Annotated in this window: 18 protein-coding genes; 3 read left to right on the top strand and 15 right to left on the bottom strand. The window is 39.7% G+C overall.

Annotated elements, in window-relative coordinates:
* The 8 genes from spoIIAB to PVA17_RS04340 all read right to left on the bottom strand — a co-directional run bounded on the left by spoIIAB (window position 1) and on the right by PVA17_RS04340 (window position 7,741).
* Complete coding sequence (gene spoIIAB / locus PVA17_RS04305) at window positions 1–441, bottom strand: anti-sigma F factor (protein WP_132363153.1); 441 nt, start codon at window positions 439–441, stop codon at window positions 1–3.
* Window positions 434–787: an anti-sigma F factor antagonist gene (gene spoIIAA, locus PVA17_RS04310; RefSeq protein WP_132363155.1), complete on the bottom strand. Its 354-nt coding sequence runs from the start codon at window positions 785–787 to the stop codon at window positions 434–436. The genes spoIIAB and spoIIAA overlap by 8 nt, the downstream gene beginning before the upstream one ends.
* A gap of 1,419 nt (window positions 788–2,206) precedes the next feature.
* The gene (locus tag PVA17_RS04315) at window positions 2,207–3,457 is read right to left on the bottom strand and encodes a thymidine phosphorylase (protein ID WP_132363157.1); all 1,251 of its coding nucleotides are present in this window, start codon (window positions 3,455–3,457) and stop codon (window positions 2,207–2,209) included.
* A 14-nt stretch (window positions 3,458–3,471) separates the two neighbouring features.
* Window positions 3,472–4,653, bottom strand: coding sequence for a phosphopentomutase (gene deoB, locus PVA17_RS04320; RefSeq protein ID WP_274066994.1), 1,182 nt, complete (start codon window positions 4,651–4,653; stop codon window positions 3,472–3,474).
* Window positions 4,654–4,737: 84 nt separating this feature from the next.
* A complete protein-coding gene (xerD, locus tag PVA17_RS04325; RefSeq protein ID WP_248718317.1) occupies window positions 4,738–5,640 on the bottom strand; it encodes a site-specific tyrosine recombinase XerD in 903 nt (300 codons plus the stop codon).
* Window positions 5,641–5,903: 263 nt separating this feature from the next.
* Window positions 5,904–6,368 carry a ferric iron uptake transcriptional regulator gene (gene fur, locus PVA17_RS04330; protein WP_132363163.1) on the bottom strand — a complete coding sequence of 155 codons (465 nt, stop codon included), beginning with the start codon at window positions 6,366–6,368 and terminating at the stop codon, window positions 5,904–5,906.
* Window positions 6,369–6,619: 251 nt separating this feature from the next.
* Window positions 6,620–7,132, bottom strand: a complete 513-nt coding sequence (locus tag PVA17_RS04335) for a hypothetical protein (RefSeq protein WP_132363165.1) — start codon at window positions 7,130–7,132, stop codon at window positions 6,620–6,622.
* Window positions 7,133–7,204: 72 nt separating this feature from the next.
* Window positions 7,205–7,741 (bottom strand): NUDIX domain-containing protein, encoded by a 537-nt coding sequence (locus PVA17_RS04340; protein WP_132363167.1) that lies wholly within the window; start codon window positions 7,739–7,741, stop codon window positions 7,205–7,207.
* A gap of 75 nt (window positions 7,742–7,816) precedes the next feature.
* On the opposite strand from PVA17_RS04340, the gene PVA17_RS04345 reads away from it, so the two are divergent.
* Window positions 7,817–8,716, top strand: a complete 900-nt coding sequence (locus PVA17_RS04345; RefSeq protein WP_274066995.1) for an aldo/keto reductase — start codon at window positions 7,817–7,819, stop codon at window positions 8,714–8,716.
* Window positions 8,713–9,183 carry a VanZ family protein gene (locus PVA17_RS04350; protein WP_274066996.1) on the top strand — a complete coding sequence of 157 codons (471 nt, stop codon included), beginning with the start codon at window positions 8,713–8,715 and terminating at the stop codon, window positions 9,181–9,183. Before PVA17_RS04345 ends, PVA17_RS04350 begins: the two co-directional genes overlap by 4 nt.
* A 328-nt stretch (window positions 9,184–9,511) precedes the next feature.
* On the opposite strand, the gene PVA17_RS04355 is transcribed toward PVA17_RS04350, so the two are convergent.
* From PVA17_RS04355 to PVA17_RS04370, 4 genes are all read right to left on the bottom strand, one after another.
* On the bottom strand, window positions 9,512–9,742 hold the full coding sequence (locus PVA17_RS04355; protein WP_483308000.1) for a hypothetical protein: 231 nt from the start codon (window positions 9,740–9,742) through the stop codon (window positions 9,512–9,514).
* Between the two features lie 158 nt (window positions 9,743–9,900).
* Window positions 9,901–10,317 (bottom strand): NAD(+)--rifampin ADP-ribosyltransferase, encoded by a 417-nt coding sequence (gene arr, locus PVA17_RS04360; protein ID WP_132363175.1) that lies wholly within the window; start codon window positions 10,315–10,317, stop codon window positions 9,901–9,903.
* A 263-nt stretch (window positions 10,318–10,580) separates the two neighbouring features.
* Window positions 10,581–10,847 (bottom strand): YqkE family protein, encoded by a 267-nt coding sequence (locus PVA17_RS04365; protein ID WP_132363177.1) that lies wholly within the window; start codon window positions 10,845–10,847, stop codon window positions 10,581–10,583.
* A gap of 23 nt (window positions 10,848–10,870) precedes the next feature.
* On the bottom strand, window positions 10,871–12,055 hold the full coding sequence (locus PVA17_RS04370; protein ID WP_337993594.1) for an acetyl-CoA C-acetyltransferase: 1,185 nt from the start codon (window positions 12,053–12,055) through the stop codon (window positions 10,871–10,873).
* Between the two features lie 256 nt (window positions 12,056–12,311).
* Here PVA17_RS04370 and PVA17_RS04375 point away from each other — a divergent pair, with 256 nt between their 5' ends.
* The gene (locus tag PVA17_RS04375; protein WP_274066999.1) at window positions 12,312–13,283 is read left to right on the top strand and encodes an alpha/beta hydrolase; all 972 of its coding nucleotides are present in this window, start codon (window positions 12,312–12,314) and stop codon (window positions 13,281–13,283) included.
* A 482-nt stretch (window positions 13,284–13,765) separates the two neighbouring features.
* Here PVA17_RS04375 and PVA17_RS04380 read toward each other — a convergent pair whose 3' ends face one another.
* The 3 genes from PVA17_RS04380 to sirA form a co-directional block, all read right to left on the bottom strand.
* Entirely contained in the window at window positions 13,766–14,236 is a 471-nt protein-coding gene (locus PVA17_RS04380; protein WP_483308001.1) for an S-ribosylhomocysteine lyase, read from the bottom strand.
* A gap of 190 nt (window positions 14,237–14,426) precedes the next feature.
* Entirely contained in the window at window positions 14,427–14,645 is a 219-nt protein-coding gene (locus PVA17_RS04385) for a YneF family protein (protein WP_132363185.1), read from the bottom strand.
* 102 nt (window positions 14,646–14,747) lie between these two features.
* Window positions 14,748–15,173: a sporulation inhibitor of replication protein SirA gene (gene sirA / locus PVA17_RS04390; protein WP_049668606.1), complete on the bottom strand. Its 426-nt coding sequence runs from the start codon at window positions 15,171–15,173 to the stop codon at window positions 14,748–14,750.
* Between the last annotated feature and the right edge of the window lie 275 nt (window positions 15,174–15,448).

The raw sequence follows: 15,448 nt of genomic DNA on the forward strand, positions 1-15,448 counted from the left end.
TCACATTACCGGTGTACGAACCGAGTAAAATTTCTTCGTAAACGTGACAGTTGTACCTTGTTGCCACTTAGACATTACTGTCAACTGATCTGAAAAACTATCCATAATAGTAAAGCCCATACCTGAACGTTCCATCGCACTTTTCGTCGTAAATAACGGCTCCATCGCTTGGCTTACATCCTCAATACCAATACCTTTATCCATAACAGACACAGTTACAATATCATCCTCACGTTTTGCATGAACTGTAACAACGCCCTTACCATCCTCATCATAACCGTGAATAATAGCATTAGAAACAGCCTCTGAGACAACCGTTTTAAATTCAGATAGCTCATCAATTGTTGGATCTAATTGTGCGATAAAACCTGTCACAGCTACTCGCGCTAAGGCTTCGTTTTCACTAATTGCTAAAAAAGTTAATGTCATTTCGTTATCCATTTACAATCCCCCTAACTCGATCAATCGCTTCTTCCTCAGTTGCATCCATCATCCACTGCCCTAAACCTGAAAATTGAAACACTTTTCGCATTGTCGGCGATGGATTCAATAAAATTGTTCGTCCAGCGACTGCTTCTAACTCACGCATTCGACCAAGCACTAAACCTACTCCTGAACTATCCATAAAAGAAAGCCCCTCTAAGTTCCAAATGATAGTCGATACAGCGCCTTGAAAAATTGCTGTAGAAATTTTAGCTCGAATTTGCTCTACTGCATGGTGATCGAGCTCCCCAAATAAACGTATAACTACTGTCTCTCTTGTTACCATCTCTAATTGAAAATGCATGAACATCGCCTCCTCCTCGTGCAATTCCACATTCAATGTGGTGATTCCTTGCGGCTGACAGAACTAGTGCAAAGTCTTCCGAAATAGTGGCAAATCGACATACTTATAGCTTTTTAGGTTAAATGCAGTATGGGATAAAACAACATTTTTTAAACGTGGCAACCATTTTTCACAAGAATTATTAGGATGAGCAATTTTGCCTCGGCATAATTGCATCCCGAATCGGCTTTGTGCTATGCCTGCAAATGGTTTTTGTGCGGAAGCGGGGCGGAGTGCTAACGGAGCGATGGGTTTTGTGCGGAAGCGGAGCGACAGCGCAGCGACAGCGCAGCGAAGGCGCAGCGAAGGCGCAGCGATAGCAACTGATGTGTTTGTGCGAAAGTGCAACGACAGTGCAGTGCTAACGGAGCCGCTGCAAAAGATCTTTTTTGCGCGATAGCAGAGCGACAGCGCAGCGGCAGATGTTTTTTGTGCGACAGCGGCACTATGCAGGTCAATTAGCTGTTATCGCATGGATGCGATGATTTTAGGCTAACATCCTTTATTTAACTCCTTTAAGATTCCATGATATTCGCATGAGACTTTAACTTCTTGGATGTTTGGACACCTGCTGAAAGAAGTCAAAAGCAACAAAACTTTTTCTCTTCGTTCCGTCGCTTTGTCGGTTCTATCCACGACTTTAGCTGTTCTACCATCTCTCTGGCTTTTCTTTCCATCGCTCAGACCCTTCCTTCCGTCACTCCGACTTTTCTTTCCGGCGCCATGACCTCTTTCCGTCACTCTGTCTCCTCTTTCCGTCGCTCAGACCCTTCCTTCCGTCACTCCGACTTTTCTTTCCGGCGCCATGACCTCTTTCCGTCACTCCGACTCTTCTTTCCGTCGCCATGACCTCTTTCCGTCACTCTAACTCTTCTTTCTTTCCGTCACTCTGACTCTTCTTTCCGTCACTCCGACTCTTCTTTCCGTCACTCCGACTCTTCTTTCCGTCACTCCGACTCCTCTTTCCGTCACTCCGACTCTTCTTTCCGTACTTCGACTCCTCTTTCCGTCACTCTGTCTCCTCTTTCCGTCGCTCAGACCCTTCCTTCCGTCACTCCGACTTTTCTTTCCGTCACTCTGGCCTTTCTTTCCGTCACTCCGACTCCTCTTTCCGTCGCTCAGACCCTTCCTTCCGTCATTCCGACTTTTCTTTCCGTCGCCATGACCTCTTTCCGTCGCTCTGGCTTTTCTTTCCGTCGCTTCGGCCTTTCTTTCCGTCGCTCAAACCCTTCCTTCTGTCACTCCGACTCTTCTTTCCATCGCTCAGATCCTCCCTTCCGTCCCTCAGGCCCTTCCTTCTACCGCTTCAACTCTCTGCCTTCCATAGAACAAAAAAAGCGAGAACCCCCTTTATCAAAGGGAGTTCTCGCTTCGTATTTTTTATGCAATTGTATAAGCGTTTAGTACTTTTTCGATTGTTTCCTCATCGATTTGACTGTTCGAATATAAATAAGCAATCGTTTCGCCAGTACGAACATGGTCGCCTTTTTTGGCCATCAATTGAATACCAGCATCATAATCAAGCTCAGATTCCTTAGTTAATCGACCTGCACCAAGACCAACACTAGCTTCGCCGATTAATAATGCATTAATCGTCCCTACAGTGCCTTCAGTAGGTGCTTTGATAGCTACCTTATTTGCTGTGTCTTTTTGCACGATATCTGCTAAATCGCCACCCTGTGCTACGATAAATTCTTCAAATTTTGAAGCTGCTGAACCATCCTCTAGCACTCGTTTAACAGCAGCTGTTGCTTCAGTCTCATTTACACCTGCTGCTACTTGGTACATAAGCGAAGAAATAATAATACATTCCTCAAGCAGATCCTCATGCGTTTCGTCCATACGTCCACTTAATAAAGCAAATGCTTCTACTACTTCAAGCTTATTACCAATCATTTTACCTAGTGGATTATCCATATCACTAATATGTGCAACTACTTTACGGCCTAGCTTTTCACCGATGGCAGTCATCGTATCAGCTAAAACCTGTGCTTCTTCTTGTGTTTTCATAAATGCACCTGAGCCACATTTGACATCGAGTACAATGCCGTCTGCACCGCTTGCTATTTTCTTACTCATGATAGACGCGGCAATTAGTGGAGTGGAATCGACAGTACCCGTCACATCTCGCAATGCATATAATTTTTTGTCAGCCGGTACAAGATTACCTGTTTGACCAGCCACTGCAATTTTATGTTTATTGACATTATCGATAAATTCTTGTGATGAAAGCTCTGTTTTAACGCCACGAATTGATTCTAATTTATCGATTGTACCACCTGTAATGCCTAGACCCTTACCACTAAATTTCGCCACTGGAATATCTAATGCAGCAATTATTGGCGTAACAATTAGTGTGACTTTATCGCCTACACCGCCTGTCGAATGTTTATCAATTTTAAAACCTTCAATAGATGATAAATCAATAATGTCTCCAGATTCTATCATTGCTTTTGTTAAATAAAATGTTTCATCATATGTCATACCTAATAAACGGATTGCCATTAGAAGGGAGCTTGCTTGATAATCAGGAATTACACCCGTAGTGTAACCCTCTACAAAATATTGAATTTCAGCCTGTGATAGCTCCTTGCCTTGTTTTTTCTTTTCAAATAGTTGCGCCATATTCATATCGAAAATCCCCCTTACTTCAGATTATTTAAGAAGCTTTTACCAAATTCCGGTGCTGCTACTTTGAAGTTTTCAGCAACCGTTGCAGCAATATCTGCAAAAGTTTCACGTAGTGCTAGCTCACTACCACCATTAAAGCGTGGAGAATAGACAATTAACGGTACATATTCACGTGTATGATCTGTTCCATGGAATGTTGGATCATTACCGTGGTCCGCTGTAATGATTAGTAGATCATCTTCTGTCATTGCCTCAGTAATTTCAGGTATACGTGCATCAAATTCTTGGAGTGCATTACCATAACCTAGTGGGTCACGACGATGGCCAAAATTCGCATCGAAGTCTACTAAGTTTAAGAAGCTTATACCATGGAAATCACGACGAACTACCTCAGCAAACTTATCCATACCATCCTTATTATTTTTCGTACGTACTGCATCAGTAACACCTTCACCGTTGAAGATATCTGAAATTTTTCCGATGGCTATAACATCGAAACCTGCATCCTTTAAGACATTCATCGTTGTGCGACCAAATGGCTTTAACGCATAGTCGTGACGATTTGATGTACGCGTGAAGTTTCCTGGTGTACCAACAAATGGACGAGCAATAACACGGCCAACTAAATATTCTGGTTGTAATGTTAACTCACGAGCAATTTCACAAATTTTATATAATTCCTCTAATGGAATAATTTCTTCATGTGCAGCAATTTGCAAAACAGGGTCAGCAGATGTATAGACAATAATCGCTCCTGTCTCCATATGCTCCTTACCGAAGTCCTCGATTACTTGTGTTCCGCTTGCAGGTTTATTGCAAAGGACTTTGCGGCCTGTACGTTTTTCTAGCTCTGCAATAAGTTCAGCTGGGAATCCCTCTGGATACACTTTAAACGGTTTATCGATATTTAACCCCATGATTTCCCAATGGCCTGTCATCGTATCTTTACCAACAGATGCTTCTTGCATTTTTCCGTAATATGCTTTTGGTTTGTCGGTAGCTTGCATACCTTGTAATGGTTCAATGTTTGCTAAGCCGAAAGACTCCATATGTGGCATTGTAAGCCCATTCATTTTTTCAGCGATATGTCCTAGAGTATGTGAACCTACATCTCCAAAATTCGCTGCGTCTGGAGCTTCACCAATTCCAACTGAGTCCAATACTACTACATGGATTTTTTTAAATGGTCTATTCATAATTTTGCCTCCTAATCTCATGTCTCTATTTTACCAAAAAACAGCGAAAAATAAAGGTCAGACCTCCGACTGATAAATTTCTCACTAAGCGCGTGGATGAAATTGTTTATAAACCTCTGACAGTCGGGACTTACTAATATGTGTATAAATTTGTGTTGTGGAAATATCAGCATGTCCAAGCATCTCTTGCACTGCTCGTAAATCCGCACCATTCTCCACTAAATGTGTTGCAAAGGAGTGACGTAATGTATGTGGCGTTAATTCATGTTGAATGCCTGCTTTTAAAGCATGCTCCTTCATTAATTTCCAACAACCTTGTCTTGTTAAACGTTTTCCTCTTTGATTAATAAAAAAAGCTTCTGTTTTTGGAGATTTCCCTTGTAATTGACTTCGTGCGCCATCTAAATAAGTACTTAATGCAGAAAGAGCGCTTTTTCCAAGGGGAATGATACGCTCCTTGCCTCCCTTACCAAAAACGCGCACGAAGCCCATTGTTAAGTGAATATCTGCTAAATCCAATGCAATCAGCTCACTAATACGCATCCCTGACCCATATAATAGCTCTAGCATTGCCACATCGCGAATGCCCTGCGGTTTGCTGCGATTTGGTGCCATTAATAGTGCTTCTATTTCTTCTAGAGAGAGGACATTTGGTAGCTTTTGCTCAATAGTCGGCATTTCTAAATGGACTGTCGGATCTGTTTCTGCTCGCTTTTCCCGGAGTAAAAATTGATGGAAACTGCGAATGGAGGAAATATGGCGGGCAACAGTACGACTTGTCTTTCCTTGCATACGCAACTGCTCTAAATGACGCAAAATGGTCGTTCTTTCCACTTTACGAAAATCAGACATCCCCTCCACTTCCCGTAAAAAATTCACGTAATTTTCTAAATCTCGGCGATAGGATGCTAATGTATTATCAGATAATTGTCGTTCTACTTGGATAAAATGGATATAATCCTCTATTGCATATTGAAATTCATTCATCACAGCGCCCCCTTAACAATCTATTATCTTTCATATTAACATGTTCAATAAACTAAATGCTTTCTCTACAAAAAAAACCTCCCTTCACTTCAAAACATTAGGAGGCAGTTTATTTATTTTTCAATTGATATGGTTGCAAAAACACCAGACAGAAGATGGCACTTGTTCCTACCAGTGCAGTTATCAAATGATACATTACAGATTACAAAAAACAATAAAAAAAGATGTCCCAAAAAGTCATAAATCTTTTTGGAACATCTTTTTTACTTTTCTTCTGATACCTCGTCGTTTTTATCATGACAGCGCCAGCAAATGCCGTGGAAAGTTAGTCGGTGATCCTTTATAATAAAGTTCCAACGTTTTTCAACAACGGCTTCCACATCTTCAAGTAAATCTTCCTGAATTTCATCAACCGCACCACATTCGATACAAACTAGATGATGGTGGAAATGCGCAGCTCCCTCTTGGCGTAGATCATAGCGCGAAACGCCATCGCCAAAGTTGATTTTGTCGACAATTTTGAGCTCAGTTAGTAATTCTAACGTTCTATAGACAGTCGCAAGACCAATTTCCGGTGCCTTTTCTTTTACTAAAAGGTAAACATCTTCTGCACTTAGGTGATCTTCCTCATGCTCAAGCAGTACAGCAACTGTTGCTTCTCGCTGCGGCGTCAGCTTATAACTAGCACTATGCAACTGTTTTTTTATACGATCAATTCGGCTCTCCATGTGACGCCCCCCTAAACTCATTCCATTATACCAAAGGAGTAAATCCTATTACAAGATAATGAATAGATTTCGAATATGCTTTTGTATGTTTTTACCTAATGCTAAATTTCTATAGCTCATCACCATAACATGTGGTTGATTTCCATTTTGACTGGGCGCTTTCTTGGGGGCGTCCAGTCTTCACTCCAATCAACGTTTTAACAAATGCCATCCACAACCTTTGGTGATGAGCCATTTTCATGTTGTATTTATCAATTTAATACATAAGAAATAACAATAAACTCTGCAACTATTATGATGAAAAATGCGATAAAATTCAACAAAATTGTCCGACCATGTATCATTTTCCCGATTTTTCTCTTTGACCATGCTGGTACAAGTAAATTGCATAGGTTTAGCAACAATATACAATAGATGAGCTGAAATGGAAACCACCAAATCGTATAAACCCAGAAAGCTTCAAGCTTCTGTAATAAAAAAACAGAGCTAAAGCCAAAAAAGGTAGCACGTATCGCCACTGTTACACGTACTAATACCTTCAGGACACTATGTGTTGCAAGCAATAGTACAAACGCTATTGAAACAGCAACAGGCAACACTAAACGAAATAGAGAATGCCTGTCCCCATTTGTTAATCGAGGCTCTATAAATGAAATAAAAGGCTCTGCATTCGGCCCACCAATAATATGAAAAAAGATAACGCCACAAACAAAACTCACAGCAATAATGGAAGCGTGATAAAATATAGACACCGTACGAGACATAAACATGCTCCTTTTCTATCAAGGTTTGTACAGCTTATGCTCGTCCGCTTCTATTATGCTAAAGATATTTTCTTATTGTGCCGCGAGCCAAAGAACTGCAAACGCTGTCTTGGCGTCGTATATACGCTCATCTGCAACCATTTGCCCCGCTTCTTCCAACGAAACTTCTAATAGTTCGACAAATTCATCCTCATCTAGCTCTGCTTTGTTTTCAATTTTATATAAATCCTTTGCCACAAATAGATGGATGATCTCATCTGCGAAGCCTGGGGATGTTGCAAACGCTTGTAAATAAGTGAAGCTTTGTGCACCGTAGCCCGTTTCTTCCTCTAATTCGCGGCGCGCGGTCACAATCGGCTCCTCACCAGGTTCTAGCTTACCAGCTGGAATTTCAATAATGGAACGCTCTAAAGCTTTGCGATATTGCTCTACTAATACTAATTTACCTTCATCAGTAACAGCTATAACTGCAACTGCGCCTGGATGCTTAATAATCTCCCTTTTTGCAACATTACCATTCGGTAAAGTGACATCATCAACCTGTAGTTTCACAATTTTCCCGTCATAAATGGGTGTAGTCTTTGTCGTTTTTTCCTCAAACTTTTTCATTGATATAACCTCGCTTGTTCTTCAGATATGTTCATTGTACCATTACAAGTAGAGAAATCGAAGGAGGGCATTGGCATGAAAAAAAGACAGCTTGGCTCAAGTGAATTGTTTATTTCAGAAATTAGTTTAGGGGGCATGTCTCTTTCGACAGATAAGAAAAAGGCTGCTGAAATCGTTGCTATGGCACTAGATGCTGGCATTAATTACATCGATACAGCCGATTTATATGATTTTGGATCAAATGAAGAAATAATTGGCGCTATTTTAGAAAAACGCCGTCAGGATGTTATCGTCGCTACGAAAGTTGGGAATCGATGGACAGAAGGTGTAGAAGGCTGGCATTGGGATGCCTCTCCGTCTTATATAAAGGAAGCTCTACACGCTAGCTTAAAACGATTAGGAACTGACTATATTGATGTTTATCAATTACATGGTGGGACGATTGAGGACGATTGGGATGGCATTATCGACACGTTTGAAGAGTTGAAAAAGAATGGATTGATTCGAGAATATGGCATTTCCTCTATTCGACCAAATGTACTAAAGCGTTTTTTACCAGCGAGCTCTGCAAAAAGTGTCATGATGCAATACAGCGCTTTAGACCGTCGACCAGAAGAATGGCTAGACTTTATCGCAAGTGAAGGGGCTTCTGTTGTAACACGCGGGACTATTGCAAAAGGGTTACTAACAAATAGCTGGAAAGAACGTTTACAACGTGTCAACCGCTTTAACACATATACAGCAGACGAATTAACAGCAGTTTTAACAGGCTTATCTTCACATTATGACGATTTACATGCACTAGCAATCGCCTTTAATCTAAAGGAGCCTACAATAGCCTCGACAGTAATTGGTGCAAGCTCACAGGAACAGCTGGCGCAAACACTCGCTGCCTATGAAAAAATGGCTTCAATCACAGATTTTAAAGCGGCAAATGAGTTAACAAAAGCCGAACACTATATGGAGCACCGATGAAAAAATGGCTTATTTTATTAGCGTTTTTAGTAATACTTGCGATCTCCTCTAGTATGTCCTATGAACAACAGTCTATTATTCCTGAATTGGAGCAAGTATTAGCAAATAAACCGTTCGAAAAGCAATTATCTGTTTTAAAAATTCCTTATTGGGACACAGTTGTTTCTGTTGAAGAACGTGGTTACTTTAAGTTTGTAGAATTTTTAATTCGGAAATTAACACATTTTGTTGGATTCGGCTGCATTGCACTTGGCATTTACTTTGCATGGGGAAAACGTCGGTTCGCCGCAGGAGTCGCTATTGCTGGGACAGCTCTTATAGCAACGCTTGATGAAATGCGTCAAAGCTTTACACCAGAACGTACGATGAGCGGACAGGATGTTATGTTGGATATAGCTGGCGCGATTGTTTTTGTTGGGATTGCCGTGTTGGTGAGGAAGATTCATTGTAAAATTAAAGACAAGTAAATGTATGATAATGCAGTCCTATCAATAGAGTCATGTCCTATTAAATAATTAGTACATCACATATATAGTGGTGTACTTTTTGTTTGTAAATGACCACATTAATTAATGGAAATTTATACAAAACCAAGGGGAAAGCTGATTTTATCAGAATTAGTTTATTTAAAACAGAGAAACACTATAATAAATGTTTCTCTGTACAATTGGTGTGAACCAACTAGTGTTACATCCAGTTAAATTCACGCGGCATAGCTTCTATCCCCCGTTTGCTCAATAAGAAAAGCTCCCTTGACTTCGGTAGCTTAATGTTAAACGCTTGCACCTCGTTAGTTTAATAAGAGGATCTGTGAATTCTATCTGTGTCTATCACAAAATCAACTTCAATTTCGCTATCATAAGGAATAAGTTCAAAGTTATGAAGCCTGCAAAATAATTTAGCAAAGTTCCTTATTTCATCAGTTAATTCTTTTGCTAGCAGATACTTGTAATTTAATTGCTGTTTAGAACACTTTTTACCTATAACTAATGCTTGATGAAAGTAACCATCTATTTCAATAATCAACACTCAACACTTCTGTTTGTAAACAGAAAATATAGCTTAAATTTCAACCTAAGTATAACTGATACTCTTGTAAAACTCACCTGAGCCATTCGTTCTTCAAGCAAAGATCCTTGTTACAATTTCTTGTAATTGCCCCGGAAGTTGTAGTAATTTGAGAATCAATCGTAAATTACATTTTGTCCTTGTTCACTTAATTTTTTTAACGATGTAAGCATATGATTTATTTCTTCATCAGAATGTCTCTCCCACGAACTTAATTCAGCGATTATTTTCAAAGGTGATTTAGACCTATAAGAACGTGTTGGGTTTCCAGGAAATCGTTTGTCAGTTAAGTTCGGATCATTTTCAAAATCACCTAATGGCTCTACAAGATAAATTCTCTCTTTTGATGTAGATCTTGCTAATTCAGCACCCCATTTCGCCGCGTCTAATGTTGCAGTAAAATATATATAGTTAGATTTTTTATCCTGATAATTGGATAAGTGCAAAGGTTCAAGCAGGTCTCCGATTTTCAGTTCTGCTTTAGTACCATGAAAGAACGGACCTGGATCCAAGATATTTTTTTGGTCATTCATTTAAACGCACCCCTTATACTTTTTTGACTTGCGTATAACAGTATAAGGTAAGGAAAGGGTGAAAAAGTAGTCTATAAATAATTATCAGATGGGGTTATAATATAAGTAGAGTAAGGAACATTATTGTTCCGATAAAAACGAAAATGATGCCGATAAATCTAAGAATCTTTCCGATAAAATATAAAATTGTTCCGATAAATCTCGAAATCTTTCCGATAAAACATAAAAAACAGTGAATCCGCATTTGGATTCACTGTTTCTCTTTAGAATTTTGAGCCTTTATCGCCGTATTCGTTTAGTAGTTCTTCAAACGATTTGTTTTTTTCGCGTTGTTTGCGCTCAAAGGCTAGTTTTGCTTGGCGCTCTTCTTCTGCGGCTTGTTCTTTCGCTGTTAAATCTTGCTTTGCCGCTTTTAGTTTGGCTAGCACGTCACCGCCTAGTTGATCGGCTAATGTCACTGCCTCCTGCTTTGGTAGACTAGCTGTTACACTACTATCTACGCGTTGCTGCTGTTTTCGTTTTTTTCCCATTGCATTTCACCTTCTCATTCACTTCAAGGGCGCTTGACAACTGTTGCCACGCCTTGTCCACCACCGATACACAGTGTTGCGAGACCTGTTTTTGCATCTCGCTTTTCCATCTCATGTAAAAGCGTTACTAAAATACGTGCTCCACTTGCACCAATTGGGTGACCAAGAGCAATTGCGCCCCCGTTCACATTTAGTTTATCATGATTAAAGCCTAGTTCGCGATCTACAGCGATAGATTGAGCTGCAAAAGCTTCATTTGCCTCAATTAAATCTATATTGTCTAACGTCATATCAGCTTTTGCCAATACTTTCTTTACGGCCGTTACAGGGCCAGTTCCCATAATAGCTGGATCAACACCCGCACTTGCATTCGCTGTAATTAGTGCGATTGGTCGAATACCTAATTCGTCCGCTTTTTCTTTCGACATAATAACGACCGCAGCTGCACCATCGTTAATGCCCGATGCATTTGCTGCTGTTACAGAGCCATCCTTTTTAAAGGCAGGTCGTAGTTTTGACAGCGACTCAGCTGTAACGCCTTGACGCGGGAATTCATCTTTATCAAAAATAAGAGGTTCGCCTTTGCGCTGAGGAATTTCCACCGCTACGATTTCTTCGTTAAACTTCCCTGCTGCCATTGCTGCTTCTGCACGCTGTTGTGAACGTGCCGCGAAGGCATCTTGTTCCTCTCGAGAAATCTCATAGGCATCACATAAATTTTCAGCGGTAACGCCCATATGATAGTCATTGAAGGCACACCATAATCCGTCATGAATCATCGTATCGATTACTTTTTGATCCCCCATACGGAAGCCTTCTCGTGCATTTTTTAAGACATATGGTGCCTGGCTCATATTTTCAAAGCCACCTGCAACGACAATATCCGCGTCACCTGCTAAAATGGCTTGTGTCGCTAAATGAACCGCTTTTAGTCCTGAGCCACAAACTTTATTAATCGTTAATGCAGATACTTCATGTGGTAAGCCTGCTGCAATCGCGGCTTGACGAGCAGGATTTTGCCCGAGTCCAGCCGATAAGACATTCCCCATAATGACCTCGTCAACTTGTTCACCTGCTACACCAGCACGTGCTAATGCACCTTTAATAACAATACTCCCTAATTTTGTTGCTGGTACGTCCTTTAATGTTCCTTGGAATGCACCAATAGCTGTACGTACAGCACTTACTATGACTACCTCTTTCGTCATAAACATTCTCCCCTTTTCCCCGTTCAAAAATGAACACTGCATGCATATGCTACTAGCAGATATATCTATTTTAACAAATATTTTGACGATTTTCGATAACAGAAATAATCGCAGTTTTGCTAAAGATAATGTAAAATGTTGACGTGTTTTAAACAATCTCAGTTGGGAACATTACAATTAAGAAAAGGGCATACATACGAGTGACGTTGCTTGTATGCCAAGACAACAAAAGAAACAGGACGTGGAGGTGTTAATAATGAAAAAGAAAATGCTGTTATTTTCAGGCATAACAACGACGATTGCCGCAGCAGCAACTGGTCTATTCGGCTTCGCGCTTTCCAATAAATTAATGTACATTAAGCAAAAGGATCCCGAATTTGTTCGCGAACGTGAAACCACTGCTAAACGTTTTGATGAAGCTTGGTACAATAAAAATTTAAAATGTGAATTAAATATTGACTCGCCAAATGGCTATACAATCCGTGGCATTATGTTTCAGCCATTGGAAACAAATAATACCATCATTATTTGCCATGGGGTAACAGAAAATAAAATCAACTCCGTCAAATATGCTCGACTTTTTGAACGCCTTGGCTACAATTCCGTTATTTTTGACCATCGCAGGCATGGGGAGACAGGTGGAAAAACGACTAGCTACGGCTATTATGAAAAAAATGACCTTGATGCAGTAGTCAAAACAATAAAGGCTATGATTGGCGAAAATGCCATTCTTGGTATTCATGGTGAATCAATGGGTGCTGCAACCATGTTACTATATGCAGGAACTATAGAGGATGGTGCGGATTTCTATATTTCTGATTGTGCGTTTTCTGATTTTTCAATGCTGCTAAAACAAATTGCGAAGACAGAATTTAAATACGGCTCGATTATTCCAATTCGTTTTGCTGATTTTTTTGTCCGCTTACGAGACGGTTATTCCTTTAAAAGCGTGACACCTTCTGAGGCAGTGACAAATATCGAAAAGCCTGTGCTCTTTATCCATAGTATTCCTGACACATTTATCCTTGCTTCTATGTCACTGGATTTATACAATAAAAAAACCGGTCCTAAAAAACTGAAGCTATTTGATAAAGGAGCTCATGCACAATCCTTTAATGAAAATATGGCTGAATACGAGGATTTAATCCATGACTTTTTAGAAAATTTCATTTACCAAAAAATTAATCGTGATTCTTCTTCATCTAATGTCATTCCATTTCATTTTTAGTACAAACGAAAATATAGCTCTTTCGCATAACGAGGAGTTGATTTCCGTTCCGACTGGGCGCTTTCCTGGGGGCGTCCGATGAGCCGCTTCACTCGCGCTGCTCGCTCCAGGGTCTCACCTGTGACGCTGATCCCCAAGGAGTCGCCCAGTCTCCACTCCAATCAATCAATTCTCATAGCACGTACCTTCTGACATGTCAGCGGTATCATAAGTAAAAGAAGGAAAGCGAGTAGCCAAGGATGGAATTCACGCTCCATAAATTCAAAAAAATTCCTACTAAACCATTTTATTTTTCAATAAAATAAAGGTGTCATATTAAATAAAGTATGGCTCTTCCTCAGAATGATCTGCGGAAAAGCAAAGTGGCAGTGACTCTCATTGACACTATGAAAAACCTTGCAATACTGAACTGCACTCCATTGTTAGAAGGTGTCTAACAATTGGAGTGCAGTTCATTCATTCACGCAAGGTTTTTAAATTTTTTATTCAGCAAAAACAATATGCCATTCATCACGTTTGGCTAAAAATTCTTTGGCTAACGCTTGTGCACCTTCTAGACTATGGCTAGCTGCCCAGCCGCATTGCACTTCATTACATGCTGGGACTGCAGTGGCCTTTGTTACATCTGTAAATGTTTTTTCTAAAATATTCAATAAGTCTTCATAATCATTGTGATTTATTAGCGATACATAGAAGCCTGTTTGGCAACCCATTGGACTGAAATCAACAATATGGTCGGAGTAATTGCGGATAATGTCAGCCGATAAATGCTCTAGGGAATGTAATGCGGGCATTTCCATATGCTCTTTATTTGGCTGTTTAAGTCGAATATCATATTTGTACACTTCATCGCCATTTTTTCCTGTTTTAACACCCGCTAAACGTACATATGGCGCTTTTACTTTCGTATGATCTAAATCAAAGCTTTCAACATTTGTTTTTTCTCTCTGCAATACAAACAACTCCTTTATATAGAATATTTCCATTATAACTAGTTTTCCGATAGATTTATATGGTTTTTAATCAATTATTCAAATAATTTATAAAAATCAATAAATCTCAGCATAATTGTGTTGCCTTCGCTATAAGGGGTTAAAAAAACAACCAGCCCTGGCTTGGACTAGTTGCTCTTTAAAATTCCAATTATTTTTGGAATTTATTCATTTGTGACATCATTTGACGTACTTGCTTTTCAGACGGCGTACGACCCATTTGCGCCATCATCATACGAATCATTTGTTCGTTAATTGGTGGGTTTTCTTTTAAATATTTCATCATAGCTTGGCGAGCTAAATAGAAACCAAGTGCCGCGCCTGCTGCTAATGCGATAATTACGATAATAATCCAGCCCCATGTAGGCATACAACCAACCTCCTCCACTACAATATATACCGAGAAAAAAACTCTCCACGCTCCATTATACACCAAATATTAGCGTGTTACTATATATTGTAGTGAAATTTCCTAATGCATTGTATACTTCATTGGCTTTAACCACCCACACTCATTATCTTGTTTATTAAATGCAATAAAGCGCTCGCTCATCTTCGCAAGCATTTGGAATAGATCCAAATCAAGCATTCGTGAACCCTCACAATAAACACAAATTTTGCGTTCCACTAAATAAATAGCCATTTTTCCTTTTATAGGATGTTCTAAAAATAAAGCATTACGAGCTCTCTCTAAATGTGCATACTTGGAATCTAGTTGCGCCTCAAGCATCGTAGCAATCTCATCAAAGCGTACGCTTTCACATATATATGCAAGCTCTTTTAAGGATTTCTCGTTAGCGTCTTCACAGCCTTGCATCATTTCTAATAACTTACGCTCTCTGCCGAATATAAACGTTAAATGCTCTTCTTTTATTTTATATATGGAATAGGTTCTCACTAGAAATCCTCCTTCGCTCATTGCTTTTTCATAAGTATAGCTCATCCAAACTTTTTAATTTGTCAAACGAAGGAGGCATTCATCTTCTATTTTTGTCGAAAACTTTCTACTTTCCGTTCTATCAAATGCTTTATGGCTAATTAAGTTTTTAGCTTCTTCTATAGTACTTAGAATATTCTCAGCCTCAAGACCTAGAGTAAAATCAATTTCCAGTCCGTTTTAGCAAAGCTTTCTAATAGGTAATATAAAGGTATCAACGAAAGGAGCTAAAACAT

This window comes from Lysinibacillus sp. CNPSo 3705, from assembly GCF_028674935.1.
Taxonomy (GTDB): domain Bacteria; phylum Bacillota; class Bacilli; order Bacillales_A; family Planococcaceae; genus Lysinibacillus.

Bases quoted from the DNA above. Each gene is read 5' to 3' on its own strand.
- PVA17_RS04350 (WP_274066996.1), top strand. From the start codon at position 8,713: ATGAAAAAATGGCTTATTTTATTAGCGTTTTTAGTAATACTTGCGATC.
- PVA17_RS04335 (WP_132363165.1), bottom strand. From the start codon at position 7,132: ATGTCTCGTACGGTGTCTATATTTTATCACGCTTCCATTATTGCTGTG.
- fur (WP_132363163.1), bottom strand. From the start codon at position 6,368: ATGGAGAGCCGAATTGATCGTATAAAAAAACAGTTGCATAGTGCTAGT.
- PVA17_RS04375 (WP_274066999.1), top strand. From the start codon at position 12,312: ATGAAAAAGAAAATGCTGTTATTTTCAGGCATAACAACGACGATTGCC.
- spoIIAA (WP_132363155.1), bottom strand. From the start codon at position 787: ATGCATTTTCAATTAGAGATGGTAACAAGAGAGACAGTAGTTATACGT.
- PVA17_RS04370 (WP_337993594.1), bottom strand. From the start codon at position 12,055: ATGACGAAAGAGGTAGTCATAGTAAGTGCTGTACGTACAGCTATTGGT.
- PVA17_RS04385 (WP_132363185.1), bottom strand. From the start codon at position 14,645: ATGCCTACATGGGGCTGGATTATTATCGTAATTATCGCATTAGCAGCA.
- PVA17_RS04365 (WP_132363177.1), bottom strand. From the start codon at position 10,847: ATGGGAAAAAAACGAAAACAGCAGCAACGCGTAGATAGTAGTGTAACA.
- spoIIAB (WP_132363153.1), bottom strand. From the start codon at position 441: ATGGATAACGAAATGACATTAACTTTTTTAGCAATTAGTGAAAACGAA.
- deoB (WP_274066994.1), bottom strand. From the start codon at position 4,653: ATGAATAGACCATTTAAAAAAATCCATGTAGTAGTATTGGACTCAGTT.
- PVA17_RS04340 (WP_132363167.1), bottom strand. From the start codon at position 7,741: ATGAAAAAGTTTGAGGAAAAAACGACAAAGACTACACCCATTTATGAC.
- xerD (WP_248718317.1), bottom strand. From the start codon at position 5,640: ATGAATGAATTTCAATATGCAATAGAGGATTATATCCATTTTATCCAA.
- arr (WP_132363175.1), bottom strand. From the start codon at position 10,317: ATGAATGACCAAAAAAATATCTTGGATCCAGGTCCGTTCTTTCATGGT.
- PVA17_RS04345 (WP_274066995.1), top strand. From the start codon at position 7,817: ATGAAAAAAAGACAGCTTGGCTCAAGTGAATTGTTTATTTCAGAAATT.
- PVA17_RS04315 (WP_132363157.1), bottom strand. From the start codon at position 3,457: ATGAATATGGCGCAACTATTTGAAAAGAAAAAACAAGGCAAGGAGCTA.